Source organism: Pseudomonas sp. UYIF39 (assembly GCF_029963765.1).
Lineage (GTDB): Bacteria > Pseudomonadota > Gammaproteobacteria > Pseudomonadales > Pseudomonadaceae > Aquipseudomonas.
Map to the genome: position 1 here is coordinate 256,201 of NZ_JALBYU010000008.1, position 26,707 is coordinate 282,907.

The 26,707-nt window shown below is 60.6% G+C and carries 23 protein-coding genes; 8 read left to right on the forward strand and 15 right to left on the reverse strand.

The window, feature by feature from the left end; all coding sequences use genetic code 11:
- Positions 1–208: 208 nt before the first annotated feature.
- Positions 209–1,381: an MFS transporter gene (locus tag MO767_RS13915; protein ID WP_282480955.1), complete on the reverse strand. Its 1,173-nt coding sequence runs from the start codon at positions 1,379–1,381 to the stop codon at positions 209–211.
- Between the two features lie 226 nt (positions 1,382–1,607).
- Between MO767_RS13915 and MO767_RS13920 the strand changes: the two genes are divergently transcribed.
- From MO767_RS13920 to MO767_RS13930, 3 genes are all read left to right on the forward strand, one after another.
- Positions 1,608–3,434, forward strand: a complete 1,827-nt coding sequence (locus MO767_RS13920) for a glycoside hydrolase family 15 protein (protein WP_282480956.1) — start codon at positions 1,608–1,610, stop codon at positions 3,432–3,434.
- Positions 3,435–3,603: 169 nt separating this feature from the next.
- Positions 3,604–3,993: a hypothetical protein gene (locus MO767_RS13925; RefSeq protein ID WP_282480957.1), complete on the forward strand. Its 390-nt coding sequence runs from the start codon at positions 3,604–3,606 to the stop codon at positions 3,991–3,993.
- A 34-nt stretch (positions 3,994–4,027) separates the two neighbouring features.
- Complete coding sequence (locus tag MO767_RS13930; protein WP_282480958.1) at positions 4,028–4,936, forward strand: alpha/beta hydrolase; 909 nt, start codon at positions 4,028–4,030, stop codon at positions 4,934–4,936.
- Here MO767_RS13930 and MO767_RS13935 read toward each other — a convergent pair.
- Positions 4,899–5,882, reverse strand: coding sequence for a GlxA family transcriptional regulator (locus MO767_RS13935; RefSeq protein WP_282480959.1), 984 nt, complete (start codon positions 5,880–5,882; stop codon positions 4,899–4,901). The genes MO767_RS13930 and MO767_RS13935 overlap by 38 nt on opposite strands.
- Positions 5,883–5,972: 90 nt before the next feature.
- Between MO767_RS13935 and inhA the strand changes: the two genes are divergently transcribed.
- Positions 5,973–6,668 carry an isonitrile hydratase gene (gene inhA / locus MO767_RS13940; protein WP_282480960.1) on the forward strand — a complete coding sequence of 232 codons (696 nt, stop codon included), beginning with the start codon at positions 5,973–5,975 and terminating at the stop codon, positions 6,666–6,668.
- Between the two features lie 538 nt (positions 6,669–7,206).
- On the opposite strand, the gene MO767_RS13945 is transcribed toward inhA, so the two are convergent.
- Positions 7,207–7,695 (reverse strand): SRPBCC family protein, encoded by a 489-nt coding sequence (locus MO767_RS13945; RefSeq protein ID WP_282480961.1) that lies wholly within the window; start codon positions 7,693–7,695, stop codon positions 7,207–7,209.
- 196 nt (positions 7,696–7,891) lie between these two features.
- On the opposite strand from MO767_RS13945, the gene MO767_RS13950 reads away from it, so the two are divergent.
- From MO767_RS13950 to MO767_RS13960, 3 genes are read left to right on the forward strand one after another with little or no spacing between them, the layout of a single operon-like run.
- Entirely contained in the window at positions 7,892–8,824 is a 933-nt protein-coding gene (locus MO767_RS13950; protein WP_282480962.1) for an ADP-ribosylglycohydrolase family protein, read from the forward strand.
- A complete protein-coding gene (locus tag MO767_RS13955) occupies positions 8,817–9,215 on the forward strand; it encodes a GFA family protein (protein ID WP_282480963.1) in 399 nt (132 codons plus the stop codon). Before MO767_RS13950 ends, MO767_RS13955 begins: the two co-directional genes overlap by 8 nt.
- A 57-nt stretch (positions 9,216–9,272) precedes the next feature.
- Positions 9,273–9,674 (forward strand): lysozyme inhibitor LprI family protein, encoded by a 402-nt coding sequence (locus MO767_RS13960; RefSeq protein ID WP_134423385.1) that lies wholly within the window; start codon positions 9,273–9,275, stop codon positions 9,672–9,674.
- 153 nt (positions 9,675–9,827) lie between these two features.
- Here the strand turns inward: MO767_RS13960 and peaD are convergent, their stop codons facing one another.
- From peaD to MO767_RS13985, 5 genes are all read right to left on the reverse strand, one after another.
- Positions 9,828–10,946 (reverse strand): quinohemoprotein amine dehydrogenase subunit beta, encoded by a 1,119-nt coding sequence (gene peaD, locus MO767_RS13965; RefSeq protein WP_282480964.1) that lies wholly within the window; start codon positions 10,944–10,946, stop codon positions 9,828–9,830.
- Positions 10,947–10,970: 24 nt separating this feature from the next.
- Entirely contained in the window at positions 10,971–11,294 is a 324-nt protein-coding gene (gene qhpC / locus MO767_RS13970; RefSeq protein WP_008145336.1) for a quinohemoprotein amine dehydrogenase subunit gamma, read from the reverse strand.
- A 1-nt stretch (position 11,295) separates the two neighbouring features.
- Positions 11,296–12,726, reverse strand: a complete 1,431-nt coding sequence (gene peaB / locus MO767_RS13975; RefSeq protein WP_282480965.1) for a quinohemoprotein amine dehydrogenase maturation protein — start codon at positions 12,724–12,726, stop codon at positions 11,296–11,298.
- Between the two features lie 83 nt (positions 12,727–12,809).
- Complete coding sequence (peaA, locus tag MO767_RS13980) at positions 12,810–14,390, reverse strand: quinohemoprotein amine dehydrogenase subunit alpha (protein WP_282480966.1); 1,581 nt, start codon at positions 14,388–14,390, stop codon at positions 12,810–12,812.
- Positions 14,391–14,856: 466 nt separating this feature from the next.
- Positions 14,857–15,111 carry a DUF1652 domain-containing protein gene (locus MO767_RS13985; RefSeq protein WP_282480967.1) on the reverse strand — a complete coding sequence of 85 codons (255 nt, stop codon included), beginning with the start codon at positions 15,109–15,111 and terminating at the stop codon, positions 14,857–14,859.
- A gap of 275 nt (positions 15,112–15,386) precedes the next feature.
- Here MO767_RS13985 and MO767_RS13990 point away from each other — a divergent pair, with 275 nt between their 5' ends.
- Complete coding sequence (locus tag MO767_RS13990) at positions 15,387–16,877, forward strand: aldehyde dehydrogenase family protein (RefSeq protein WP_282480968.1); 1,491 nt, start codon at positions 15,387–15,389, stop codon at positions 16,875–16,877.
- Positions 16,878–17,019: 142 nt separating this feature from the next.
- Here the strand turns inward: MO767_RS13990 and MO767_RS13995 are convergent, their stop codons facing one another.
- The 7 genes from MO767_RS13995 to MO767_RS14025 all read right to left on the reverse strand — a co-directional run bounded on the left by MO767_RS13995 (position 17,020) and on the right by MO767_RS14025 (position 26,570).
- Entirely contained in the window at positions 17,020–18,309 is a 1,290-nt protein-coding gene (locus MO767_RS13995) for a tryptophan 7-halogenase (RefSeq protein ID WP_282480969.1), read from the reverse strand.
- Positions 18,306–18,983: a S8 family serine peptidase gene (locus MO767_RS14000; protein ID WP_282480970.1), complete on the reverse strand. Its 678-nt coding sequence runs from the start codon at positions 18,981–18,983 to the stop codon at positions 18,306–18,308. The genes MO767_RS13995 and MO767_RS14000 overlap by 4 nt, the downstream gene beginning before the upstream one ends.
- On the reverse strand, positions 18,973–20,691 hold the full coding sequence (locus MO767_RS14005; protein ID WP_282480971.1) for an ABC transporter ATP-binding protein: 1,719 nt from the start codon (positions 20,689–20,691) through the stop codon (positions 18,973–18,975). Before MO767_RS14005 ends, MO767_RS14000 begins: the two co-directional genes overlap by 11 nt.
- Entirely contained in the window at positions 20,691–22,595 is a 1,905-nt protein-coding gene (locus MO767_RS14010; RefSeq protein ID WP_282480972.1) for a sigma-54-dependent Fis family transcriptional regulator, read from the reverse strand. The genes MO767_RS14005 and MO767_RS14010 overlap by 1 nt, the downstream gene beginning before the upstream one ends.
- A gap of 193 nt (positions 22,596–22,788) precedes the next feature.
- Complete coding sequence (locus tag MO767_RS14015; protein WP_282480973.1) at positions 22,789–23,814, reverse strand: histone deacetylase family protein; 1,026 nt, start codon at positions 23,812–23,814, stop codon at positions 22,789–22,791.
- Between the two features lie 191 nt (positions 23,815–24,005).
- On the reverse strand, positions 24,006–25,235 hold the full coding sequence (locus MO767_RS14020) for a Zn-dependent hydrolase (protein ID WP_282480974.1): 1,230 nt from the start codon (positions 25,233–25,235) through the stop codon (positions 24,006–24,008).
- 24 nt (positions 25,236–25,259) lie between these two features.
- Entirely contained in the window at positions 25,260–26,570 is a 1,311-nt protein-coding gene (locus MO767_RS14025; RefSeq protein ID WP_282480975.1) for an MFS transporter, read from the reverse strand.
- Positions 26,571–26,707 lie beyond the last annotated feature (137 nt).

Genomic DNA, 26,707 nt, shown 5'->3' on the forward strand with positions numbered 1-26,707 from the left:
CAGGAAGGGTTCAGGATTCTGGATTTGTGGAGCTAATAAGGGCCCTATCGCAAGCAAGCTCGCTCCCACAGGTATTGCGTCAGGCGCTGACTGCCATGGCATGCCGCCGACAGGGCAGGCAAAGCAATGTCAGCTGGGTCACCGGGTTTAACTCGAAAAGTTGTCTGTTAAGAGAACGGATGAGCCAGTACCTGAATTAGTCGAAGATCTATTTCAAATGGCGGAAACTTTGGACTGCGGAACCGAGCACCACGGCGCCAGCCGCAATCGCCACCCAGAACCCGCTGCGCGCGCCAAACGCATCGATCAGCCAACCGGAACTGGCCGCGCCGATCGCCACGCCAATGCTCAACCCGGTCACCAGCCAGGTCAGGCCTTCAGTGAGTTTTGCCGGCGGCACGATGCGCTCCACCAACGCCATCGCAACAATTAGCGTCGGCGCAAAAAACAGCCCGGCGACAAACACCGCCAGCGACAGCCCGAGAATGTTCGTCGCCAGCAGCAACGGCAACGTGGTCACCGCCGTCGCCACCCCGCCGTAAAGGAACAGTCGCGGCAACGGCAGTTTCGAGCGCAACGCCCCAAACGCCAAACCGGCCAGGCATGAGCCGATGGCATACACCGACAACACAATGCTCGCCGCCGCCGGCTGGTCCTGCTGCTGGGCGAACGCCACGCTGACCACGTCCACCACGCCGACGATGGTGCCCATGGCGACCATCAACAGCATCAGCAATTGAATCTCGCCGGAGCGAATGATTGAGCCTTGATGATGTTCTTCATGGGGATGAATCGCCGGCTCGGTGTCACGTTGCAGCACAAACGCCGTCACCCCGATCGCGAGCATCAACAACGCCGCCAACGGCCCCGCCTCAGGGAACGCCACCACGCACAACCCCACCGACAGCGGCGGTCCGACAATAAAGCAGACTTCATCCAGCACCGACTCCAGCGCATAAGCGGTTTGCAGTTCAGGCTGGCCGCGATACACCTCGGTCCAGCGCGCCCGCACCATCGCCGACATGCTTGGCATGCAACCGGCCAGCGCGGCGAACACAAATAACGTCCACTGCGGCGCCTGCAAACGGGTGCAAAGCAACACCAGCAACAACGCCCCGCCACCGATCAGCGCCGAGACTGGCAAGATCCGGCGCTGCCCGAAACGGTCCACCAGCCGCGAAACCTGCGGTGCACAAAACGCCGTGGCCAGGGCAAACGTGGCCGCCACTGCGCCAGCCAATCCATACCCGCCCTGCAGTTGCGAGAGCATGGTGATCAGGCCGATGCCGGTCATGGAAATCGGCATGCGAGCGATCATCCCGGCCAGCACAAAAGCGCTGCTGCCTGGAGCTTTGAACAGCTCGCGGTAGGGGTTTGCCATAGGTGCAGGTCTCAACAAGGGACTGCAAGTTGCCATAAACGCGGGTTGAGGGGAAAGCAGCCAATTGTTGGTGGAATGTGAAGGCCCCACGACTTGATCGTTCCCACACCGGGGGAACGATCAAGTGTCAGGTGACGAAACTTTCATGGTTCGGCGTGAACTCTCATCACCGCCCGCCAGTCAGCTAGTTAAGCCCTCGACACAAGACTCCCGGAGTTTCGCGGCAATGGCTGATCATCATCCCGAAAAACAAAGCGCTATCGATGCCCATGGCATCATCGGCGACATGCGCAGCGCGGCACTGGTCAACGACAAGGGCAGTGTGGACTTTTTCTGCTGGCCGGAATTCGACAGCCCGTCGATCTTCTGTTCGCTGCTGGACACACCCGAGGCCGGGATTTTCCAACTGTCCCCGGATTTACCCGACGCTCGCCGCGAGCAGATTTACCTGCCCGACACCAACGTGCTGCAAACCCGTTGGCTCAGCGACCGCGCAGTCGTCGAAGTCACCGACCTGCTGCCCATTGGCGACAGCGAAGATGCCACTCCGCTGCTGATGCGCCGGGTTCGTGTGGTCAGCGGCCAGGCAACGTTTTATATGCGCTGCGCCGTGCGCCATGACTACGCTCGCGCCAAGACCCGCGCGCGCATGGATGAAAAAGACGTTACCTTCGAGGCCACAGATCAGCCGTCCCTGCGCCTGTCTTCGGATCAGGTTTTGCGTATAGACGGCCATTCGGCAGTCGCCGAATTCACCCTCGAACAGGACCAGAGCGCCGAATTCATGCTGGGCGGTATCGACGACCCGCGATTCAAGGAAGGCGCCGCCGCGATTTGCCTGGAACGGACCCTGAAGTTCTGGCGCGACTGGATCGGCCAATCCAGCTACCGCGGCCGCTGGCGGGAGATGGTCAATCGCTCGGCCTTGGCGCTGAAGCTGCTGACCTCGCGCAAGCATGGCGCAATCCTCGCCGCCGCGACCTTCGGCCTGCCGGAAACACCCGGCGGTGAACGCAATTGGGACTACCGCTATACGTGGATCCGCGACGCCTCGTTCACCGTCTACGCGTTCATGCGCCTGGGCTTCGTTCAGGAGGCCAATGATTACATGCGCTGGCTGCGCGGGCGGGTCAGCGATTGCCACGGCAAGTCCATGAAGCTCAACATCCTCTACGCCATCGACGGCCGTCAGGAACTGCCGGAAACCGAACTCTCGCACCTCTGCGGCCATGGCGGCGCGACACCGGTACGGATCGGCAATCAGGCTTACGATCAGGTCCAGCTCGACATCTTCGGCGAGCTGATGGACGCGGTGTACCTGGTCAACAAATACGGCGACGCCATCTCCCATGAAGGCTGGAAACACGCGGTGGAAGTGGTCGACCAGGTCTGCGAAACCTGGGAGCAAAAGGACGTCGGCATCTGGGAAATGCGCGGCGAACAGCATCACTTCCTGCATTCGCGGCTGATGTGCTGGGTCGCGCTGGACCGGGCCATTCGCCTCGCCTCAAAACGCTCACTGCCCGCCCCGTTCGCCCGCTGGGACCAGACCCGACAGGCGATCTATGCTGACATCTGGGAAAATTTCTGGAACGAAGAGCGCGGGCATTTCGTCCAGTACATCGGCGGCACCGCACTTGATGGCTCGATGTTGCTGATGCCGTTGGTGCGCTTCGTCAGCGCCAAAGATCCACGCTGGCTTGCGACCCTCGACGCCATCGAAAAGAATCTGGTGCGCGATGGAATGGTTTACCGCTATCGCAATGACGAAGCCCGGATCGACGGCCTCGACGGCACCGAAGGCGCCTTCGCCGCGTGCTCGTTCTGGTACGTCGAATGCCTGGCCCGCGCCGGCCGGCTGGAAAAGGCGCATCTGGAATTTGAACAGCTGCTGAGGTACGCCAACCCGCTGGGGTTGTACGCCGAAGAGTTCGACAGCCATGCGCGGCATCTGGGCAATACGCCGCAAGCGCTGACGCATTTGGCCCTGATCAGTGCGGCCAGTTTCCTGGATCGGAAACTGAGTGGGGAGAAGAGTTTCTGGCAGCCGTGAGAGCACCTCGCCACAGGTTTGTGTAGTCCGAAGTCCTGCATTGCTTAAACAAAACCCGCATCCACCACCGGAAAAATCCTTTGTTGCCAGCCGTTACATCCCCCCCTACCATCCACCGTCAACGGGTACAGCGGAGCTGTCCAACAAAACCCGAATTCAAGGAACCAGAATGACCCAGCGCATCCACCGCAGCATCGACACCCCTCTCAGGTCCGGACTGAATCGCGACGAATTGTGGGAAACCCACGACAAAGGCCTGATCAAATGCTGGGAAATCGGCCGCCAACGCGCCGCCCGTTTCCCCGAACTCGTCCAACGCTGCCTTGCCGGCGAACTGCCGGTGCTGGGCTGGAAAGGTGGCGTCAGCCGCAGCCTGAAAAAACTCGAAAAATACGGATCCCTCAAGTACCTCGCTCAGTGGCAGGGGTTGCGCGGGGAAGATCTGGATATCGCGCTGAGTGAAGAACGGGCCTTGACCTGTTCGCGGACCAACATGGTGGTGACGTTTACGCCGGATCGGTCGAAGTACTTCAATCAGGTGGCGGAAGTGGAAGTCTAGGAATCAGGCGAATACAACCTCTCTGGAGTATCGAATGAACAATGAAGCGCTGATCCACTTCACCCAAACTCCAGGGTTGTCGCTCGCCTACGAAGAACACGGCCCCACCACTGGCGAAGCCGTCATCCTCCTCCACGGCTTCCCCTACTCCCCCCGCGCCTACGACGAAATCGCCCCGACCCTCGCCGCCAAGGGCTACCGCGTCATCGTCCCGTACCTGCGCGGTTACGGCCCGACCCGGTTCAATCACCCAGACACCCTGCGTTCCGGACAACAAGCTGCCCTCGCTCAGGATTTACTGGATCTGATGGATGCGTTGGCCATTAAACAAGCCGCCCTGTGCGGCTACGACTGGGGCGGTCGGGCGGCGTGCATCGTGGCGGCGCTATGGCCCGAGCGGGTTCGTTGCCTGGTGACCGGCGACGGTTACAACCTTCAGAACATTCCTCATTCCACTAAACCGTTGGACCCGGACACCGAGCACCGCCTCTGGTATCAGTACTACTTCCACACGCCACGCGGCGTCGAAGGCCTGACGAAAAATCGTCGAGCCTTGTGTGAATTACTCTGGAAGTTGTGGTCACCCACCTGGGCAAAAGGTCCTGAGTTGTATCCGTCAAGTGCACCGGCCTTTGATAATCCGGATTTCGTCGAGGTGGTGATTCACTCCTATCGCCACCGGTTCATGTACGCGCCCGGCGACCCGGCGCTGGAGTGGATCGAAGAAACGCTGACCCAGCAGCCGCCGATCAGCGTACCGACGATTTCTCTGTGTGGTGCCGACGATGGCGTCGGACCGGCAGCGGAGATTGACGAAGACATCGCCCATTTCACCGGGCGTTATGAGCGGCGAGTGCTGGCGGGCGTCGGCCATAACATTCCCGAAGAAGCACCCGAGGCAACGCTCAGAGCGTTACTGGGTCTGTTGGAGGGCTTACGCTGAAACGCTCGCGATAAGCCTGCGGGGTCACGCCCATGGCCCGCAGAAAACTGCGTCGAAGCGTCTCTTCGCTGCCGAATCCGCATTGCACCGCCACCCGTTTGATCGGCACGCCGGTATCGCTGAGCAAACGTCGGGCGGTCTCGACCCGAATCAGTTCGATGGCCCGGGCCGGCGTCTGGCCGGTGTCGGCGCGGTAGTGGCGGACGAAGCTGCGTTCGCTCATGCCGGCCTGCAGGGCCAGGCTCGGGATGCCCAAATCCTTGGTGAGGTTTTCGCTGATCCAGGCGTGAAGTTCGTCGAAACGGTTGCCTTCCTTTTGCAAAGAGAGGGTCACGCTGAACTGCGACTGCCCGCCGGGGCGTTTCAGGAACACCACCAGTTGCCGCGCGACTTCCAGGGCCATCGTGCGGCCGAGGTCTTCTTCGACCATCGCCAGCGCCAGATCGATACCGGCGGTGACCCCGGCCGAGGTCCAGACCGGGCCGTCATTAATGAAAATCGGATTGGGTTCAACCTGCAGCCGCGGATGCTGCTGCGCCAACTGCTCGCAACGGGTCCAGTGAGTGACCACCCGCCGGCCATCGAGCCAGCCACTGGCCGCCAGCAAAAATGCCCCGGTGCACACCGACGATACTCGCCGACACCCTGTCGCGTGTTTACGCACCCACGCCACCAGCGGTTGGTCTTCGGCCGCGTCGTAAACGCCCCAGCCACCGGCAATGATCAATGTGTCACTGCCCTCTTCAGGCAACGGCTCGGCCAACAGCGCCAGCCCCGCCGACGACATCACCGCCCCGCCGCCGCTGGCAATCACCGACGGAGCATAAGGTGGCGAAAAACCTTGCTGGCGGGAAATATCGTTGGCCGAGGCGAACACCTGCAATGGCCCGGTGACGTCGAGCAGTTGCACATTGGCAAAGGCGAGCACGTGAATGGTTTTCGGCATGATTGGCGTAATTCGTGGGGTTATTGGCGTATACGCCAAATCGTACGAGCCTAAAGTGAAGTCGTCCACCCACTTCATGAGAAAAATGCCATGACGTTGCAGATCGGTTTTCTGTTGTTTCCACAGGTTCAGCAACTGGACCTCACCGGCCCTTACGACGTACTGGCCTCGCTGCCGGACGTGAAGGTGCATTTGATCTGGAAGGACCTGATGCCGGTCACCGCAAGCACGGGCCTGGTGCTGAAACCGACCACCACGTTCGACGATTGCCCGCCGCTGGATGTCATCTGCATTCCCGGCGGCAGTGGCGTCGGGCCGTTGATGGAAGATGAAGAGACGCTGGCCTTCATCAAGGCGCAGGCCGCCACCGCGCATTACGTCACGTCGGTGTGTACCGGCGCGCTGGTGCTCGGTGCGGCGGGTCTGCTGAAGGGCAAACGCGCCACCACTCATTGGGCTTATCACGAATTGCTGGCGCCTTTGGGGGCGATCCCGGTGAAGGATCGGGTGGTGCGCGACGGCAATCTGTTGACCGGTGGAGGGATCACGGCGGGCATCGATTTTGCCCTGACCCTGGCCGCGGAGCTGTTCGATAAGGACACGGCAGAGCTGGTGCAGTTGCAGCTGGAATATGCCCCGGCACCGCCGTTTGCGTCGGGCAGTCCTGAGACGGCTCCGGTCAGTGTGCTGGAGGAGGCCCGCAAACGTGCTGCCGGGTCATTGAAACTGCGCTCGGAAATCACTGAACGTGTAGCGGCGAAACTCGATCAGTTGTCAGCACGCTGATCCATCCCGACCGGCAGCCAGTGCCTGGCTGCCGTTCCCTCCGGCCAAAATGACGCGCCGAGGTTTTTCCATCGCTCATAAAAAAACCCGCCTAAGCGGGTTTCTCAAGACCATTTTCGACATCCTGTCGGCAGCCATCCTGGCCAATGGTCGATCATCCGTGATCCTGAACGCTTCCTGCGCTTCAGTTGATGTATCCAGATTAAACACATCGGTGACGCATCAAAAGACGACATACCCGTTAGCGGGTGTAAGCCTTTGACCACTCGAACCTTGAAGCAGATTTCGACAGACCAAAAAAAACCCGCCGAAGCGGGTTTTTCCCAAGACCATTACGACTCCCTGTCGGGCAGCGATTCCTTGCTTATGGTCGATCATCCGTGATCCCGAGCACTTCCTGTGCTTCGGTTGATGAGGCTAGATTACGCTTCGGATCCAATGTGCAATAGACGACATAGCTACCATCGCGTGTAGGACATTCGCTATAGCCGCCCTTCCGAAAACCCTTAGACGGCTCAGGTATCGAGCAGTGAAGCCATCACTCTTCCTGACGCTCGCGCGCCTTGGCACTGACTTTGAGAAACTCTTCGATGTTGTTCATCTGTTCATCCCAACCGCGACTGTCCATGCGGAACGCCTTGAGTCGGCGTGTCTGAGGGATGTGATCGAAACCGGACTCGGTGACCTTGAGTAACGTGCCTTCATCCATGTCTTCGAGTTCGAACTTCACCAGTGTGGTGGGTTCCTGGGAGTAATCGAGCTCCGGCTCCACGGCATACGGGTGCCAGCGAAACGAAAACACCCGTTCGGGCTCGACCCGCTCCACCAGTACGTTCCACAGCAAGTGTTCATAACCCGGGTACGTAATCTGCCCCTGGGTCCATTCACCGGCGACAAAGCGCTTGCCCTCCAGCGCCACGCCAAACCACTGTCCGAAGGCTTCGGCATTGGCCAGCACACGCCAGACCTGCGAGCGCGGCGTTTTGAGCAGGATCTTCCTTTCGATGCGATCTGATGCTGGATTCATAAGTCACCTCCTGTACCGAACAGTAGGCCTGTAAGACCACAAGACCAACCCTAAAGTTGTATCAATCGGGTAGCGCAATCAACCCTACCTGAAATATTCGGCTGCATGTCCAAGTGTAACGCCTGGTTTGAAGACAAAAACCAGAAGACCGAAACTGCTAACGTTAGGGCGAAGTTGACTCAGACAAGGATGATTCATGCAGCTTTCACTTAAGCAACGTTATCGCGGAGCCCTACTGGGCCTGGCCTGCGGTGATGCCGTTGGCACCAGCGTCGAGTTCCAGCCACGCGGCTCGTTCAAGCCCCTGACCGACATGGTGGGTGGCGGCCCTTTCAATCTGAAACCCGGGCAATGGACCGATGACACCTCGATGGCGCTGTGCCTGGCCGAAAGCCTGCTGAGCAAAAACGGCTTCGAGGCGGCCGACCAGATGGGTCGTTACTTGAATTGGTGGCAATGGGGTTATCTGAGCTCAACGGGTGAATGCTTCGACATTGGCATGACCGTACGCGACGCCCTGACGCGTTATCAGGAAACCGGCGAACCGTTCGCCGGCTCCACCGATCCCCGCACGGCCGGGAACGGCTCGCTGATGCGTCTGGTGCCAATGGTGCTGTATTACTTTCCCGATCGCGACCGGGTCCTGGCATTTTCCGCCAACAGCTCGCGAACCACCCACGCCGCACCGGAAGCGGTCGAATGCTGTCAGTTGTTCGCCGAGCTGATCCACCGAGCGTTGCAAGGCGCGTCCAAGGCAGAAGTGCTCAGCTTGTCAGAAACGACATGCCTGGAACCCAAAGTGGCCGCCATCGCGCGAGGCGATTATTTCGGTAAACCTGAACGCGATATCCATGGCAGCGGTTACTGTGTTGCTTCACTGGAAGCGGCCCTGTGGTGCTTTCATCAGACTGACAGCTTTGAAGCCGCCATCCTGAAAGCCGCCAACCTGGGCGACGACGCCGATACCACTGCCGCCATCGTTGGCCAGTTGGCCGGGGCTCATTACGGTGTGCAGGCCATTCCCGACAGTTGGTTGGGGAAGTTACATTTGCGCGAAGACATCGAAGCCACGGCTGACGGTTTGCTGCGGGCAGCCACCCTCACGCAATCAGGAGCACGCGATGAATAGCCTGCATGGCAGCTGTTTGTGTAAAGCCATCGAGTACGAACTCGATCATCTCGACATGCCCATCAGTCATTGCCACTGCCAAACCTGTCGCAAGGCACACGCCGCGGCATTCGCCTCGACAGCCGGGGTCATGCGCGAACATTTTCGCTGGACCAAAGGCCAGGACCGCCTGAGCAGCTACGAATCGTCGCCGGGCAAGCTGCGGCATTTCTGTTCGGTCTGCGGTTCGCACCTGATGGCGGAACGCTTGGCCCAACCCCACGTTATTGTTCGTGTGGCCACACTGGACGATGACCCGAAAATGACGCCTCAGGCGCATATCTGGACGACACATGACGTGCCGTGGCTTGCCTATGAATCGATTAAAAAATGCCCCGAATGGCAAACATAGAGGGTTGAATACGGCACTAAACTGCATCCCAACTTTCCTGTCAAAGCGAGAATCCCCATGCACCCACGCTTTCTTCTGGCACTGACGCCTCTGCTGTTCACTACCGCTGCTTATGCGGTGGACTGCGACAACGCCGCCGATCAGGCGACGATGAATCAGTGCGCGGCGCAACAGCACAAGACGGCGGACAAGGAGTTGAATGCGCTTTACCAGCAGATCAACGAGCGTTTGAAGAGCAACCCCGAAAGTAAAAAGCTGCTGATCGGGGCGCAGCGTTCGTGGATTGCGTTTCGGGATGCCGAGTGCAAGTTCTCGAGCGTCGGAGTGGAAGGCGGGAGTGTGTATCCGCTGATCTACAGCAACTGTGTTACTGAGTTGACCAAGGCACGGGTGGAGACTTTCAAGAATTATTTGAAGTGTCAGGAGGGGGATTTGACTTGTCCAGTGCCTGGGGCTTGATGATTCAGTGCTTGTAAGGGCCTCATCGCGAGCAAGCTCGCTCCCACAGTGGTTTTCGGTCATACACAAATTGTGTGTTCACCGACGACCTACTGTGGGAGCGGGCTTGCTCCGGGCGGCGATCCGACGATGGCGCCAGTTCAGGCACCGAGGTTACCGAACAAATATTTGCGCGGTCGTGATCGCCATATCCCCACCCGGCAACTTGATGCTGCCAATCTGCTTCATGCTCTCAGGATCAAAGATCGCCACATCGTTAAACGTCCCCGCCAGATAAATCTTGCTGCCGTCCTTGTTGAACGAAATGCAGTAGTAGGAATGATCCAGCGTCGCCGCCTGCAGCATTTTCTTCTGCTTGATGTCGTACTTCGCCAAGCGGTTGAGCACGCCGAACATCAGGTTCGGGTCCTTCGGCGAGCGCATGCCGCTGAAGTAGATTTCCGTCAGAGGGCCGAAGTCGGTGGTTTCGGTCTTGCCGGTTTTCAGGTCGATGCTGAATAGCCCGTAAAGGTACTCCGCGGTCAACGGGTCCTGCTTCTTGTCCTTGAATTTCGCCGCGGTGTAGAGCAGCGAGAAGTCATGGCGATAGGTCTGCTGGTTCCACACGTAGAGCACGTCCGGTGCGCTGTAGCCCGGGCGCTTCCAGTGGCGGCTGGGGATCAGCACGTCGAACTTGCCGGTCTTCACATCGACCTTGTAGACGTCCGCCCCCGCCACATACAGCGCGCCGTCGTCCCCGCTCTGCATGATCGTCAATTGCCGTGGCGCCGGGAAACTGCGCACGGGTTTGGCGTCCATGCCGGCATCGGTGGCGTAAACATCGAGCCGCGGTTGCTGCACTTCGTAGCGGTCGTTGAGCATCAACGTCGGGTTGGCAATGGTGAACAATTCCTTGCCGTCGTGGCTGAGGGTGAAGGCGAACATCGACTTCGCTTTCTCCCCCAGTTTCTGGGTGATGCTGGCGTGGAACACCTGTTTGCAGCTGTCGAGTTCAACGCCGTAGATATCTGCGTAGTGATTGTTCAGCACGTAAGCGGTCTTGCGGTCCGGCGACAACTGCACGGTGCCAGGACCGAACGCATCCGGCATCTTGCAGGTCTTGAACAAGGTGTCGGTGACTACATCGATGACGTGCAGGTTGTTCGGGTAATTGGTGGTCAACATGTACTCGTGACCATCTTGTAGTGCGGTGTTTTCATCGGCCAGAACGTTGAGCGAACAAGCACTCAGGACGGCGAACGCGGCCAGGCCGCAGGCTTTGATGCTAGGCATGCTGGAATCCTTTTATCTGACCGATTACTTGTCTTTTGGAAAGACAGTCCCGAGGTTGCGCCAGTTTTCGTTGGACGCCTGGGCATCCTTGTTCCAGTCCGGGTAGGTGCTCATCATGTCGGGCACCTGGGCCGGCCACCAGCAAGGGTCGGAACAACCGTAAAGGTCGGCTTCCATCGGCTGGCACAGCGACGACACACCGCCAAATGCATCGATTTCCCAACCCGGGTCGGTGGTCGAGGCGCAGCCGGCGACGGAACTCATCGCCACCACTTCTTCGATGCGGTTTTCGGCCGCGGCCTCATCCAGTTTCAGCGCTTTATTATTGATTGCCTTGAGATGTTTCATATCAGTGAGCCTTGCGCGGAGTGATGTAGCTGCTGATAAACGCAGGGTTGTGGGCCATGATCCGGGTGTAGACCTCGATGCCGAAGTCGACCCAGTCACGCATCAGTTCGCAGTAGTGATAGGTCGGGTGGGTCGGGTCACCGTAACGGGCGTAGCTCTCGTGGTAGCAGCCACCGGAGCAGAGATTGCGGATCTGACAGTCCTCGCAACCGGTGTTGGTACGGTCGAGGCGCTGGGACAGGAAGTCGTTCAACTCGACCTGTTTCACGGCGGTGTGGACGTTGCCAAAGGTCGGCAGGCTCGATCCGGTGAAACGGTGGCACAGGTTCAGCTCACCCTTGTAGTCCACCGCCAGCATCTTCAACCCGGCACCACACGGCAGGGCTTTTTTGTGGCCTTCGTGGATGTCGGTGATCAACTGGTGCAGGTTGGAGAAGCCGATGTTGCGGTGCTCCAGCGCCGCTTCCAGATACCGCCGACCAAGCCTCTTCATGCTAGCGAAGACTTCAATCAATTCGTCGCTGGACAGGTTGAAGGTGCTGATGTCGCCGGAGGTCACCGGGGCAAACCCGACTTCGGCAAAACCCAATTCGTTGAACAGGTGATCCCAGATGGTTTCGACGTCGGTGACGCCTGTGGTCAGGGTCACACGAGCACCGACCGGACGGCTGTTGTAGCGCGACAGCAGCATTTCAGCCTTGCGCCGCACCACGTCATACGTGCCCTGTCCGCCCACTGTGATGCGGTTGCGGTCGTGCACGGTTTTTGGTCCGTCGATACTGACTGACAGGCCGAAACGGTGGGCGTTGAGGTAGTCGACAGTCTCTTCGGTAAGCAGCGTCGCGTTGGTGGTCATGACGAACTCGACGAACTTGCCGGCCTCGCGGAAACGCTTCTCGCAATAATCGACCATGTACTCGATCAGCTTGCGATTGCTCAGTGGCTCACCGCCGAAAAACACCACGGTGAAACGCTCTTCGTCCGGCGATTCACGCAGCAGCATTTCCACCGAGGCGACCGCCGTTTCGACGTCCATTTTCTTGCCGGCCGACGGCTTGTCCAGGTCTTCCTTGTAGCAGTAGGTGCAGCTCAGATTGCAGCCGGTGTTGACGTTCAGCACCACGGTGTTGATCGCGGTGCGCTCGACCCGTTTGGTGCCGATGTCCGGGGTCAGCGGCGAGCCGTCGCTGACCAGTTCCAGGGACATCAGCTCGCGCAGGGTCTCGGTAATTTCCTCGCCGTTGAAACGCGAAGCCAACCGCTGGATCAGGTCTTCCGACGAGCAGCCGGGGCCGCGCAAGGTATCGATGATGGTGCCGGTAAGCTCATCGCTGGCGAACAGCGAACTACTGGGGATGTGAAACAGCATGCGGTCGGCATCGACGTGCACTTCGTGCAGATTCCGTTCGACCAGATTCAAAATAGCGCCCATTGCAACCTCCTGTGCAAACCCCGTTTTACGGGGCTCACGGTCATTCCGAAAAAGTGTCTGAAAACGTTAACGATCAGCCAACATCACGGAATGGGTGGATTGTTCCAGCGTTGCACGGTGACGATCATGTGGCCTTCGCCGGTCAGGGATTTTCCTGCGTCGTCGACGGCGGCAATCACCTTGAGGTTGCCGGCATTGTTGGTGGACATTTTGCGTTGCGGGTTCGGCCCTGCATCGCCTGGTGTGAACACGCCGCTGTCAGCCTGCATTGTGCCGGCGAACTTGACGTCCTCGTCTTCCTTGGCGCGATCGTCGAAGGCCTCGACCTTCCACTGCGCCGGGAATACGCCGATGCGATACGGCTTGCCGTCAGCGCCCTTGCCCCAGGCTTCGGCATCAAAACGGCCCTGGACTTTCGGTGTCGAACCACCGCCCTCACCGATCCGCGCCACCGAGAACTCGGGCACGACTTTGACTTCGGCGATTTTGCTGTAGACCGACAGGGTCGGGCCTTTCAGCGTGCCGACGGTGACGTTGCGAAGACCCGGTTGGGCATTCGCCGCGGCCTTGAGTTTGACCTTGATGCGCTCCGGGCTCTGCTCGATGACTTCGACCACTTCCACGCCTTTGCCGAAGTTTGGTTTACCGGTGAGGCCGCTGCCGACAAGCGTGACTTCCGTTTCGGCGCCAGCCTTCAGGTAACCCGGTTGCACCGCCAGCAATCGACTACTGCCCTGCTTGGCGGCGACGAAGTCCAGACCCCGTTCATCGTGCTCGGCCTCGAACATCCGGCCCTGCATCGCGTTGCCTTGGGCGGCGAACACCTGGCGCATGGTCACGCCGTCGATGGTCACGTTGCCGCGCCATTCGTAGCCGGTGTAGAGGATCGCGCTGCCGTCGCCGTTGAACGGGCTGCCATCGGCGTATTGGCCTTTGACGCTGACCTTGAACGTGTCGCTGCCATCGGCGCTGACGCTCATCACCCCGGCCAGTTCGCCTTTACCGGGCAATTGGCCGCTGAAGCTCCAGTCGCCCACCAGCGCTTCGGCTTTCGGCGCGGTGCTCAGCCATTTTTTCCAGGCCGGGTTGTCCAGGGGGTAACGCTTGGCCAGCAGCGGCACCATGTCTTTGCGTGCAAGGTCGAACCAGTCGCGGTCACGGGCCAGCGCCTGGTACTCCAGCGACGGCCATTGGCCGAGGTGGAAGTTCACCAGTCGCTCCCATTCCTGGGCCGGACGCCGTTGCAGGGCGACCCGCGCACCGGAGTGGCAGCGGCCGCACATCTGGCTGGTCTGGTCGTCGAATTTCTCGACGGTATTGAGTCGACGCTCCAGCGCATAACGCACGCCGTCGGTCTCGCTTGGTGCCAGGCCTTGAGTGTCGGCCAGGTATTTGACCAGGGTTCGGCGGTCGTCATCGCTGATCTGCAAACCGTGCATGGTTTGCATGCGGGCGATGCTCATAAGCCAGCCTTCCGGGGTTTTACGCTGGTGGCTGATGCGGCTCAGGGCGTTATCGGCTTCGGGGGTATGACAGCCCTGACAGGTTTCCTTGAGGATGGTCTGAGCGTCGCGGGCTGCCAGGCTGTAAGGCGAATGCAGCGCCACACAAGCGGCCACGGCCAGCAGACTGACACTCAGGCCTGATCGGAGTTTTCTCTTCATCAACGTCGAACCTCGCACGGTGCTTTCTTATTTTTGTGGCTTATCGTTTTTATGGTTTCTGCCGTCGGCGGCGCACCGCTGACGGAGGCAAGAGAAACGTCTGCAATGAGCAATACACGGAGCGTGCCAGCTTACCGATTACCTTTTTAATCAAGGAGTTGCGCGAAGATGACCGCTTTGCGCCATCGCTGAACGAGATCGCCTGCGTCTAATATCGCGACACGTGTTGCAGTCTGAGACAAGCATAGATGGCCTGACCGGAACAGCTCATCGGCCGACGATTGACGCCAATCCCCTGCAAGCGCGAAATGGTTGATCACCGATTGCCACCAGGGGATAAAAAAATGGCAAGCATCACTGTCCTGGCGGGGGACTTTCTGCAGGGTGATGGAAATTGACCGGAAGTTTGCAGCCTGAATAATCGGCGCGAGCCGCACCGTTTTCCACGGTGCGGCGGGAAACCGGTTCAGATGTCAAAAGTGGGGGGAACGCTTTTGTGTACGTTGATCTCTTGCTGCATGTCCGCCACCAGCGATGCAATCGCATGGGGACTGTCCAGCGTCCACAGGGGAACGTGGGTGGCCACTATATCCACTTTGCCGGTCATGCAGTCGCAGACCCGAATCGTCAGGTACTGGTCCGCCGCCATGGTGCAGGTGCAAACGGACGGCAGAAAACTGTGTTCAATGATGTTTTGAATTTCCAGGGTTGAAAGGAACATCGTTACCTCCCTCACGCCATTTGTATTGCCAGATGAACGGTCCGTCATTTCACCCAACTATCCTAAAAAGTCTAGTCCTCAATAGTGGGTGCCTCAAGGTTGCAACCCGGTTGCTCGTCGTCTCATAGTTGTCGCAATTTGCAACAATGCTCACAGCATCCGCGATTCCCTTGAGTGACCCAAAACCCCGCCGTCCAAGGGCCGCCCTGCCATTTCGGGCACTTGGCACAGCCATTGCGAAAGCCCTGTTCTCACGAACAACAAGAGGCCTCGCCATGTCGCTCCCTTATCTGCTTCCCGCCACCTCGGCGTTCATCCAGCGCGCCCCGCGCATGCTCATCGGCGGCGACTGGGTCGAGGCCGCCGACGGCCAGACCATGCCCCTGCACAACCCGGCCACCGGCGAAGTGCTGTGCGTCGTGCCACGGGCCACACCTGAGGATGTCGACCGCGCCGTGCTCGCCGCCCGTCAGGCCTACGATGATTCCGCCTGGACCCGCACCCGGCCTCGGGAGCGGCAGAACCTGCTGTGGAAACTCGCCGACCTGATGGAGCGCGACGCCGAACTGCTGGCGCAACTGGAATGCCTGAACAACGGCAAAAGCGCGGCGGTGGCCCAAGTGATGGACGTGCAACTGTCCATCGACTTCCTGCGCTACATGGCCGGTTGGGCGACCAAAATCGAAGGCTCCAGCGTTGAAGTATCGTTGCCGTTGATGCCCAACGATCAATTCCACAGTTTCATCCGCCGCGAAGCAGTGGGCGTGGTCGGCGCCATCGTCGCCTGGAACTTCCCGCTGCTGCTGGCCTGCTGGAAACTCGGCCCGGCCCTGGCCACCGGTTGCACCGTGGTGCTCAAACCCGCCGACGAAACCCCGCTGACCGCGCTGAAACTTGCCGAACTGGTGCTGGAAGCCGGTTACCCCGAAGGCGTGTTCAACGTGGTCACGGGCACCGGCATCACCGCAGGTTCCGCCCTGACCCACAATCCGCTGGTGGACAAGCTGACCTTCACCGGCTCCACCGCAGTGGGCAAGCAGATCGGCAAAATCGCCATGGATTCCATGACCCGGGTGACCCTGGAACTGGGCGGCAAATCGCCAACCATCGTCATGGCCGACGCCGACATGAAGACCGCCGCAGCCGGCGCCGCCAGCGCGATTTTCTTTAATCAGGGCCAAGTGTGCTGCGCAGGTTCCAGGCTGTATGTGCAGCGTAAGCATTTCGACAATGTGGTGGCGGACATCGCCGACATCGCCAATGCCATGAAGCTCGGCAACGGCATGGACCCGAATGTCGACATGGGTCCGCTGATCTCCGCACGCCAACAGGAACGGGTTTACGGTTACATCGAAAAGGGCCGTGAAAGTGGCGCGACGATCGCCTGTGGTGGCGAACAATTTGGGCCCGGTTTTTTCGTCAAACCGACGGTGATTGTGGATGTCGATCAGAAGCACTCGCTGGTGCAGGAAGAGATCTTCGGGCCGGTGCTGGTGGCGATTCCGTTTGATGATGAGGCCGATGCATTGCGCATGGCCAATGACAGTCCGTATGGACTGGGGGCGAGTATCTGGTCGAATGATCTGGCGGCGGTGCACCGGATTATTCCACGGATCAAGTCAGGATCGGTGTGGGTCAACTGCCACAGCGCGCTGGACCCGGCATTGCCGTTTGGTGGATACAAAATGTCCGGGGTTGGACGGGAGATGGGGTATGCGGTGATTGAGCATTACACCGAGTTGAAGTCGGTGTTGATCAAGTTGTAATCACCGGCGCTCTTTAGGCCGCCATCGCGAGCAAGCTCGCTCCCACAGTAGATTTGTGGTGTGAACACTATCGATGTCACACCAACAATTCCCTGTGGGAGCGAGCTTGCTCGCGATAGGGCCAGCCCAGACAACATGAACCTCAGGGTTTGAACCCCTGAGCCAACAACCAACCCCGAACCACCCGCCCCTGCTCCACCGTCAACCCGGACAACGCCTGATCGGCCGGTTCGGTCCGCAACCGCCGCACCAGCGGCGCCAGCTCAACCCCTTGCACATGCCAGATCCCCAACGGCTGATCCGCCGTGATCACCACCTCGGCCTCATCCACAAATCCATCGCGCAACACCGGCGCGCGCTCAATCCTCAACGAAGAAAAGTCCGCCTCGGCATGCGCCACTTCAGCATCCGGCCACTGCCGCCGCGCCAGCCAGAATGGCTGCTGCAACCAACGCTGCTCATCGGCATAAAAATCCCGCCCGATCCGCGCAAAACGCAAAAATAACTGCTCCACCCGTTGCTGATGAAAGCGCTGAGCCAGCGCCGCTCGCTCGGGTTTGCGCAACAACGTGTTGATCACCGTCGGCGCCTGTAACGCCGAGGACAAGGACTGAAAAATCCCGTTGCCCGACAGCGGATCCACCGCCATCGCCGCATCGCCTACCCGAATCCAGTTATTGCCACACACCTGCGGGCATAGAATCGCCGTGCTGCTGCGAGCATGCAGCTGTAGATCGATCTCAGGCTCGACACCGAAAAACGCACGCGCCAACGCCGAGCCTTGGCGCCGTTGACGACAGTAATCGAGCAACTGCGCCTTGCCCGGCAATTCAGCACTGGCCACGTCCACGGTCCATTGCCAGTAACACTGACCGTCGGCTCGCCGGGCCATCCAGGCCCAGCCGTCCTCAAGACTTTCCACCGCACTGGCGGTGCTGCCCGGCGTGCCTTGCCAGCGATTGAGCAGGCTGACCGTCTCCGGCCCGCGCAGACCTTTGCCGAGCGCAGGAGCCTGACGCCCCCGCGCCTCAACCAGAAAATCCGCCAGCAGCGCCTCGCGCCCTTCGACCTCGATCCGATGCCCCGAAGCCGATGTCTGCACCGTCAGCACTCGGCCTTCGATTAGCTCAACGCCAGCCAGCCGCAGATCCTCGCGCAAACCACGATCAAAGCTCGGGCGATCCAGTAAAAATTCGATGTTCTGCACATGCTGCTGACCGTTCCATGACACCTGCCGTTGAGACGGCAGCGCCGCATCCGCCAGCGCCTGATGAAGCCCCGCGCCACGCAAGGCCTCCAGCACCCGAATGGAAACGCCTTCCAGCGCCGCAAACCGCCGCCATTCGCTGACCAGCGTCACGGGATAACCGAGCCGACGCAAACCCAAGGCAACCGCCGCTCCCGCTGGCCCTGCGCCAAGAATCAAAATCATGGTCCGAAGCGCCGTTCAGGGCCGCGATAACGGGCATTCTCCCGCAGCCATTCGATGATCAGTTCGTTGCTCGCCTCAGGATGAGCAACCAGGAAACCTGCGATGTGCCCGCTCAACGCCGCACAGCCGAGACTGGCGCCAGACTGCCCCGGATAGGTGCCATGCACACACGCGGCGAAATCCGCTTGAGCGCTGTTGAGCCACGACCATTCCTGTTCGGCACAACGAGCATCGCCGGTGACTCGCAGCACCTGTGGATAATTCGCCGGAAACACGCCCTCGCCCTGCGCCGGGCTGGACGCACAGAGCAAAACACCTCGCGCTATCGCCGCGGCACAGGCTTCACGCAACAGGCTGCGATCCTGACGCAGACCGAGGCTCAAATTGATCAGCCGAACGTCCTGCGCCACCAGCCAATCAATTGCCGTGGCGATCTGCAACGCGCTGGTGACGCCACGCTGATCGAACACCTGAGCCACGCAAAATACCGCCGAAGGCGCCCGCCGACCGATGGCCTCGACCACCGCGCTGCCGTGGCCCAGCGGATCGCCGCGCAAGTCGCCTTCGGCCAGGCCATCCTCCAGCAACGAGAAGCGCCGCCCGGCGACTACTTGCACCCGCTGCGCCGCCGAGTGACCGCTGTCCACCACGCCAATCCGAAGCTCAGGCTTCATGCAGCACCGTTTTTGAAGTAAGCACGCCATCGAGCAATTCAAAGCGCAAATCGGCATCGGCCAAGGTAGAAGGACGGTGGCTGATGAGGATCCGCGTGCGTCCGGCAAACAGTCGATCGATGGCTTCGATGACTTCGCGCTCGGTGGCTTCATCCACCGCCGAAGTCGCTTCGTCCAGCACCAGAATCAATGGGTCCTGCAACAGCGCCCGGGCGATGGCGATGCGCTGTTTCTGCCCGCCGGACAACTGCTGACCGCGCTCGCCCAACGGGCTGTCGAGGCCTTCGGGCAAAGACTCGATCAGGCTATCGAGTTGCGCCAGCCGCGCCACTTCGGCAATCGCTTCACGGCTGGCGTTCGGCACCGCGTAGGCGAGGTTGTCGGCGAGGCTGCCGCGAAACAGCACAATGTCCTGACTGACCACGGCAATCCGCCGACGCAGCTGGAACAGGTCCAGTTCGCGCAGATCGACCTCTCCCAGCAACACCCGGCCGGACTGCGGATCGTGGTGCCGTTGCAGCAGGTCGATCAGGGTCGATTTGCCGACCCCGGACCCGCCGCTCAGGGCGACTTTCAAACCGTAGGGAATTCGCGCTTCGATGCCGCGCAGGGTGGTCGGGCGACCGGGATGGCTGAAGTGCACGTTGTCGAAACGCAGCTCGCCAGAGGTCGGCATCGGCTGCGGCGTGACCGGCGTGAGAACGGTGGGTTCTTCGCCGCGCAATTCCATCACGCGCCCGAGGCTGACGGTCATTCGCTGAATCGCGACATAAAGACCCAGCAGGCTCTGCACCGGTCCGACGGCCATGCCCAGATAGGTGGAAAACGCGATCAGCGCGCCCAGTTGCCAAGTCCCCTGCACCACCCAATATCCGCCGATCAGGAACGCGCAGGCACGGGACAGAGACGTCAGTGTGCCCGGTACCGCCTGGGTGAAAAACTCGGTGACTTGCAAGCGCAGCAACTGGCTCATGTAGCCTTGACCCAGCGTCTCCAGACGCCGCGATTCACGTTGCTGCTGGCCGGCAGACTGGATGAATTTCATCACCGGCAAGGTCTCGACCATGAACGAGGACATGTCCGCCGAACGCTCACGCAATTGCCGCACATCGCGCTCGACTTTGCGCCGCATCCAGCGCAGCCAGAGCACATCGAGGGGAATCAGCACCAGCGCCAGCAACGAGAGTTTCCACGACAGGGTCAGCAGCATCGCCACCGCGCAGACCAGACCGATCACGCTCGACACCGCCGAGAACAAGGAGTCCACGGCAAAGCGCTGGATCTCTGCGACGTCGCCATCGAGACGTGACATCAGGTCACCGATGCGGCGCTGTCCGTAGAAACTCGGCGAGAGCGTTTGCAGATGTCGATAAAGGTCATCGCGCAGGGCGAACAGAATCCGCCCGGACAGTCGCGTGTGCAGATAACGATTGATCCCCGACAGCCCCGTTCCGAGCAGCCCGGCCAAGATCATCAACCCGGCGATCAGCACCAGCATCGGAAAGTTGCGTGCGAGCAAACCATCGTCGATCAGCAGTTTGGTCAGCCAAGGCTGGACCAACACCAGCAACGAGGCGCAGACCGATAACCCGAGCAGGCCGGCAATCGCCAGACGATGGGGCCGCACGAAGCTGTAGAGCCAGCGCAAGGCCGCTTGCAGGGCTTCGGGGTTTTGGCTGTCAATCAGCCGAACGATCAAGCGCTGCATCACGAGCGCAACTGTTTGAGCTTGCGATACAAGGTCGCGCGGCTGATGCCCAAGGCGTCGGCGGCGGCCGAGACGTTGCCCTGGTGAGTGTCCAGGGACTGGCGAATCAGCTCCAGTTCGTTTTCGCGAATGCTGCCGGCCTGAGGGCGTTCGCTGGCGCTCAACTCGTCGAGCATGCTGTCGGGCAAGTGGTCGAGGGTGAGTACGGTGTCCCCTGGCTCGCGCATGGCCAACGCGGTGCGCAGGACCATTTCCAGTTGGCGAATGTTGCCCGGCCAGTGATAGCCGCTGAGCAAGCGGTTCAAATCGTCATGCAGGACCATCGCCGGTGCATCCAGGTTGGTCAGCAGGCGAGCGACCAGACCGCTAAAGTCCTCACGCTCGCGCAGAGCCGGGAGGATCACGCTGATGCCGTTGACCCGATAAAACAGATCCTCCCGGAAGTGTTTTTCTTCGACCAGTCGCTTGAGATCGCGGTGGGTGGCGCAGATCAGTGCGACATCGATGTCTTGCTCTTCGCCGGCGCCCAGCGGTGCCACTTTACGGTCCTGCAACACCCGCAACAGACGGGCCTGCAAGGCCAGCGGCATGTCGCCGATTTCGTCGAGAAACAAGGTGCCGCCATGGGCCTGTTGCAGCCGACCGATCATGCCGCCGCGACGCGAGCCCGTGAACGCGCCTTCGCGGTAGCCGAACAATTCCGACTCGATCAGGCCTTCGGGGATCGCCGCGCAGTTCACCGCGACGAAGGGTTTGTCGCAGCGGGTGCCGGCCATGTGCAGGGCGCGGGCGATGACTTCCTTACCGGTGCCGGTTTCACCCAGCAGCAACACCGGCAACTCATTGGCCAGGCCTTGACGGGCCATGCGCAAGGCGCGGGCATAACGGACATTGCTGCCGGCCAGGGATTCGAGATCCGGTTGTGCTTTGGTGGTTTTCGCTGTGCTGCGCGGCGGCGTGCTGAGATTGATTGAACGCTGCGGCGCACGCAGGGTTTTGTAGAAGAACTCGCCTTTGGCGGTTTGCAAACTGCCGACACCGCCCTGATGCAGACGCGACAGCAGTTGCAGGCCGTCGACGCCCAGAAACTCTTCACAGCGTCGACCGACCAGCGCCGAGCGCTCGGCATGCAACAACTGACAGGCCTGGGCACTGACCGCGAGAATCTGCCCGCCAAGGCTCACCGCCAACAGGCCATGCCAAGGGGATTCGAGGTATTGCCGACGGCTATGGAAGGCCAGGACGATCTCGTCCGGATAACTGGCGTTGAACACCCGGCTTTCGATCTGACTGACGGCCATGGCCAGCAACGCGGTGCTGTCGTGGGCACGACCGAGCGGGCCTTCGCGGGTCAGGTCGAGTACGCCGAGAATGTCGCCTTGGGGGCAATGGATCGGCACCGAGGTGCAGGAGAAATCGGTCAGGCGATCGAGGTAATGTTCGCCGCAATCGATCATCGTTGGCCGGGCTTCCACCAGTGCGGTGCCCAATGCGTTGGTGCCGCGAGCGGCTTCGCTCCAGCAGGCGCCGAGGGTGATGTCTTGCAGGCCGCTGCCCCTGAAGCGGTCGGCGCGACCTTCGGCAGCGAGGATAGTGGCGTCGGAATTGGCAAGGATGATCAGCCCTTCCTTGCCCTGACGTTCGGCCAGGTAATCGATGGCCGGCAATGCCGCGTCGATCAGCAGCCGATTGCTCGCCAACAGCACGTCGAGGCTCGCGCTCGATTCCAGCGCCAGCTCGTGCTTGGCATTGAAATGCACGCCATGGCTCAGGCTACGCCGCCACGACGCATCGATTTCCGCCCGCAACACGCCATCCGGGACTTCGCCCTCGAGATGGAGTTTTTCCCGGGCCAGCCGGGCCTCGCGGTGCAGTTTGGGAGGAGTTGTTTTTATTAGCGTCATCAAGCGCTCCGGATCGGTCCGCTTTGCGCTTATTCAAGTTCAGCGCCCTGCCGCAATCTTTACGTTAACGTCAGGGCGATGGCAAGTCCTGTGGCGAGGGGGCTTGCCCCCGTTCGGCTGCGCAGCAGTCGTAAACCGACGAACGTAGTGCTTCTGAAGACATGCGGTCGCTGGTTAAGCCCCCTCGCCATGGTCAGATGTTCCACACCTCGGCATTCACAAAAAACGCCCGGGCATTGTCATCAAGACTCTCCAGGTGATACCCGCCTTCCTGCACGATCAAACACGGCACCCCAAGGCTGCGAATCCGTTCGCCCAACAGCGCGAAACCTTCACGGGTCACCGCCACTTTGCTCTGCGGATCCTGCTCGAAAATATCGAACCCCAGGGACAACACCAGCACCTGGGCGCCGAAGTCTTTCACCGCCGCCAACGCCACGTCCAATTGACCCAGGAAGTCCGCCTCGCTGGCGCCATGCGTCATCGGCAAGTTGAGGTTGAACCCCTCGCCCTTCCCGACACCCCGCTCATCAGCGAACCCGGCAACCCCCGGATAGAAGTTGGTCGGATCGCCATGCACCGAGACGTAGAGCACGTCATCGCGGTCGTAGAAAATCTCCTGAATCCCCTGACCGTGGTGCATGTCGGTGTCGAGCACCGCGACCTTTTCGAACCCGGCGCGTAACACCTGTGCTGCCACCGCTGCGTTGTTCACATAACAGAAACCACCTGCCGCTTCTGCACGGGCATGGTGGCCCGGTGGACGACACACGGCATAAGCCGCCGGCTCGCCATCGAGCAACGCCTGAGCGCCGGCAATGGCGCTTTGCGCCGACCAATAGGCCGAACGCCAGGTCTGCTCACCCACCGGGCAACTGCCATCCGCCAGATAGCGGGCGGCCTGGGCGAGAATCCCGCGCAGGGCGTTGGGCTCGCGCACGAAGATGTTCGACATCACCTCGTCGCCCCAATCTTCGGGGATCTCTTTCCAGCGTTGATGGGCTTCCTGCAAAAACGTCAGGTACGGCGCGCCGTGGACCGCCAGCAGCGGATCGAGCCCGGCATCGACCGGTTGCTCGACTGTAAAGCCCAGCGAGTGCGACGCCTGGACCAACCGCTGAGCCCGCTCCGGCACTTCCTGCGGTGTGCGCATCTGTCCACGGGAGTAGTAGCTGCGTGGATGGTGAAGCAATTGTTCGGGGTGGAAAAAACTGCGCATGGGATGAATACCTGTCAGTTGTGGCGAGGGGATTTATCCCCGTTCGGCTGCGAAGCAGTCGCAAAATCAGTTGATGCGTTATGCAGGAAGAAATGCGGGGTCAGGTTTTGGGGCTGCTGCGCAGCCCAACGGGGCGGTGCGACGTTTCGCTAAATCCCCTCGCCATAAGTTTTGTGTTCCTAGCCCTGCTATTAAAGGATGACGCCGGCGCGGGACAGCACAGCATTGAGCAACACATCAGTGCCCTGACGCACATCTTCGGGCAGCACATCCTCGGCTTCGTTATGGCTCAAACCGCCAACGCACGGAATGAACACCATCGCCGTCGGGCAGTACCGCGCCAGATGAATTGCATCATGCCCGGCGCCGCTGACAATCGATTGCTGAGCGTAGCCCAGCGCGTCCACTGCCTGCTGCACGGCCGCCACGCAATCGGCATCGAACGGTGTTGCCGGGCTGATCCAGTGAGGCGTAATCGTCAGGTTCAAGCCACGGCCATCGGCAATCGCCTGAAGCCGCGCGCGGACTTGCTGCTCCATGGCCTCAATCGCTTCGTCGCGGTGATGACGCAGGTCGACGGTGAAATTCACCAGCCCCGGAATGGTGTTGCGCGAGGACTTGTTGATGCTCAACTCGCCCACGGTGGTCAGGCCTTCAGGGGCGAAATCGCCGGCCAGGCCTTCGATGGCCTGGATCATCCGCGCCACGCCATACAAGGCGTCTTTGCGCAGCGGCATCGGCGTGGTGCCGGCGTGGGCGGCCATGCCTTCGACCCGCACGTCGAGCCAGCGAATCGCCTGCCCGCCGCTGACCACACCGATGCTTTTGGCGTTGTCTTCGAGGATCGGCCCTTGCTCAATGTGCGCTTCAAAGTACGCATCCACTGCGCCGCCCAATGGACGCTCGCCGGCGTAACCGGTGCGTTGCAACGCGTCGGCAACGCTGATGCCGTCGATGTCACGCACCGCTAGCGCTGTGTCCAGTTGCATGATCCCGGTGAACACCGCCGAGCCGAACATCGCCGGGGTGAAGCGTGCGCCTTCTTCGTTGGTCCAGACCGCCACTTCCAGCGGCTTGCGGGTCTGGATGCCGAGGTCATTCAGGCAACGCACCACTTCCAGGCCGGCGAGTACGCCATAGACGCCATCGAAACGCCCGCCTTCAGGTTGGGTGTCGAGGTGGCTGCCCATCATCACGGGCGCCGCATCGGGGTCGGTGCCGGCTCGGCGGGCGAACAGGTTGCCGATGGCGTCCACGCTCAGGGTCATGCCGGCTTCGCGGCACCAGTGGAAAAACAGTTCGCGACCGGCCTTGTCTTCATCGCTCAGGGCCAGGCGGCAGCTGCCGCCACGGGCGGTGGCGCCGATTTCGGCCATGGCCATCAGACTCGCCCAGAGGCGTTCACCATTAATTTTCAACATGAGTTACTCCTGGGAAAACGTTAATCAAGCGTTGGCCATTTCGAGGCGTTCAGCGCTGGCATGGCGACGGGCAAGGGACAACACACAAATCAACGAAGTCGCGGCAATCAGGCTGTAGAACACCGCCAGCGGCCACCATTGGCCGGCGAATTTATGCGCCAGCAAGGTGCCGATCAGCGGCGTAAGGCCACCGGCCACCGCGCCGCAAATCTGATAGGCCAACGAGATCGCGGTGTAGCGCACACGGGTCTCGAACATGCCGCTGACGTAACCGGCGATCACCGCGTAGAACGACGCCATGCACACCACCGCCAAGGCGATGCCGAGGATGATCAGCGGCGCCTGGGCCGAGCTGACCAGCACGAACATCGGGTACGGCGAGGCGATGGCTAGCAACGACATCAGGCACAGGAATCGGGTGGCGCCCATTTTCTCGGCGACCCACGCCGCCAGCGGTTGAATGCAGAACTGAATGATCGCCACCACAAACAGGCACTCAAGAATCAGCGAGCGCGGCAGTTCGAGTTGCTGGGTGGTGTAGGCGATCATGAAGGTGTTGGTGAAATACACCCCGGCGATCCCGAGGGTGTTGGCGCCGATGCACAGCAGCAACGGACGCCACGCGGTGCGCAGCACTTCCATGACCGGTGCCTGCTCCTTGCGTGTGCTTTTGCGCGCCAGTTCGCGGCTGGCGAGGAACTCCGGCGACTCATTCACGCCCAGGCGAATCGCCAGGCCCACCAGCAGCAACAACGAACTGGCGAGGAACGGCAGACGCCAGCCCCAGCTCATCAGGTCTTCTTCCGACAGACGGGTGACTGCGCTGAAGGCCAGCAGTGACAGGATCAAACCGGCCGGGCTGCCCAGCTGCGCAAAGGAGGCGAAGAAATTGCGTCGACCTTTCGGCGCGTGCTCGCCGGCCATCAACACCGCCCCGCCCCACTCGCCACCGACGGCGATGCCCTGGACGATGCGCAGTAGAATCAGCAGCACCGGCGCCGCTGCGCCGATTTGTGCATAGGTTGGCAGCAAGCCGATGCAGACCGTGACCACGCCCATCATCAGCAAAGTGACGATCAGCGACTTCTTGCGGCCGATGCGGTCGCCGATATGGCCGAAGATAATCCCGCCCAACGGCCGCGCAAAGAAGCCCACGGCGAAGGTGCCGAAGGCGGCCATGGTGCTGAACAGTTTGTCGTCGGAGGGGAAGAACAGCGCGCCGAACACCAGCGCGGCGGCGGTCGCGTAGATGTAAAAGTCGTACCACTCGATCATGGTGCCGATGAATGCGGCAGCCGCAGCACGGCGAGGCTGAGGAGAAGCTTGGGGCTTCATGGGTCGGTCTCCTTTGGTTATTTTTTTGGCAGGAGTGAAACTGCAAAATCAAGGCGCTCTGACGGCGCCTGTCTGGAGATGATTTATCGTCTCGGGGCTATGATTAGTCAATTTTCTATTTATTATGCGTACTATTA

What these genes read in the sequence shown, in the direction of transcription:
- MO767_RS13915 (WP_282480955.1), bottom strand. Translation starts at nt 1,381, where the DNA reads ATGGCAAACCCCTACCGCGAGCTGTTCAAAGCTCCAGGCAGCAGCGCT.
- MO767_RS13920 (WP_282480956.1), top strand. Translation starts at nt 1,608, where the DNA reads ATGGCTGATCATCATCCCGAAAAACAAAGCGCTATCGATGCCCATGGC.
- MO767_RS13925 (WP_282480957.1), top strand. Translation starts at nt 3,604, where the DNA reads ATGACCCAGCGCATCCACCGCAGCATCGACACCCCTCTCAGGTCCGGA.
- MO767_RS13930 (WP_282480958.1), top strand. Translation starts at nt 4,028, where the DNA reads ATGAACAATGAAGCGCTGATCCACTTCACCCAAACTCCAGGGTTGTCG.
- MO767_RS13935 (WP_282480959.1), bottom strand. Translation starts at nt 5,882, where the DNA reads ATGCCGAAAACCATTCACGTGCTCGCCTTTGCCAATGTGCAACTGCTC.
- inhA (WP_282480960.1), top strand. Translation starts at nt 5,973, where the DNA reads ATGACGTTGCAGATCGGTTTTCTGTTGTTTCCACAGGTTCAGCAACTG.
- MO767_RS13945 (WP_282480961.1), bottom strand. Translation starts at nt 7,695, where the DNA reads ATGAATCCAGCATCAGATCGCATCGAAAGGAAGATCCTGCTCAAAACG.
- MO767_RS13950 (WP_282480962.1), top strand. Translation starts at nt 7,892, where the DNA reads ATGCAGCTTTCACTTAAGCAACGTTATCGCGGAGCCCTACTGGGCCTG.
- MO767_RS13955 (WP_282480963.1), top strand. Translation starts at nt 8,817, where the DNA reads ATGAATAGCCTGCATGGCAGCTGTTTGTGTAAAGCCATCGAGTACGAA.
- MO767_RS13960 (WP_134423385.1), top strand. Translation starts at nt 9,273, where the DNA reads ATGCACCCACGCTTTCTTCTGGCACTGACGCCTCTGCTGTTCACTACC.
- peaD (WP_282480964.1), bottom strand. Translation starts at nt 10,946, where the DNA reads ATGCCTAGCATCAAAGCCTGCGGCCTGGCCGCGTTCGCCGTCCTGAGT.
- qhpC (WP_008145336.1), bottom strand. Translation starts at nt 11,294, where the DNA reads ATGAAACATCTCAAGGCAATCAATAATAAAGCGCTGAAACTGGATGAG.
- peaB (WP_282480965.1), bottom strand. Translation starts at nt 12,726, where the DNA reads ATGGGCGCTATTTTGAATCTGGTCGAACGGAATCTGCACGAAGTGCAC.
- peaA (WP_282480966.1), bottom strand. Translation starts at nt 14,390, where the DNA reads ATGAAGAGAAAACTCCGATCAGGCCTGAGTGTCAGTCTGCTGGCCGTG.
- MO767_RS13985 (WP_282480967.1), bottom strand. Translation starts at nt 15,111, where the DNA reads ATGTTCCTTTCAACCCTGGAAATTCAAAACATCATTGAACACAGTTTT.
- MO767_RS13990 (WP_282480968.1), top strand. Translation starts at nt 15,387, where the DNA reads ATGTCGCTCCCTTATCTGCTTCCCGCCACCTCGGCGTTCATCCAGCGC.
- MO767_RS13995 (WP_282480969.1), bottom strand. Translation starts at nt 18,309, where the DNA reads ATGATTTTGATTCTTGGCGCAGGGCCAGCGGGAGCGGCGGTTGCCTTG.
- MO767_RS14000 (WP_282480970.1), bottom strand. Translation starts at nt 18,983, where the DNA reads ATGAAGCCTGAGCTTCGGATTGGCGTGGTGGACAGCGGTCACTCGGCG.
- MO767_RS14005 (WP_282480971.1), bottom strand. Translation starts at nt 20,691, where the DNA reads ATGCAGCGCTTGATCGTTCGGCTGATTGACAGCCAAAACCCCGAAGCC.
- MO767_RS14010 (WP_282480972.1), bottom strand. Translation starts at nt 22,595, where the DNA reads ATGACGCTAATAAAAACAACTCCTCCCAAACTGCACCGCGAGGCCCGG.
- MO767_RS14015 (WP_282480973.1), bottom strand. Translation starts at nt 23,814, where the DNA reads ATGCGCAGTTTTTTCCACCCCGAACAATTGCTTCACCATCCACGCAGC.
- MO767_RS14020 (WP_282480974.1), bottom strand. Translation starts at nt 25,235, where the DNA reads ATGTTGAAAATTAATGGTGAACGCCTCTGGGCGAGTCTGATGGCCATG.
- MO767_RS14025 (WP_282480975.1), bottom strand. Translation starts at nt 26,570, where the DNA reads ATGAAGCCCCAAGCTTCTCCTCAGCCTCGCCGTGCTGCGGCTGCCGCA.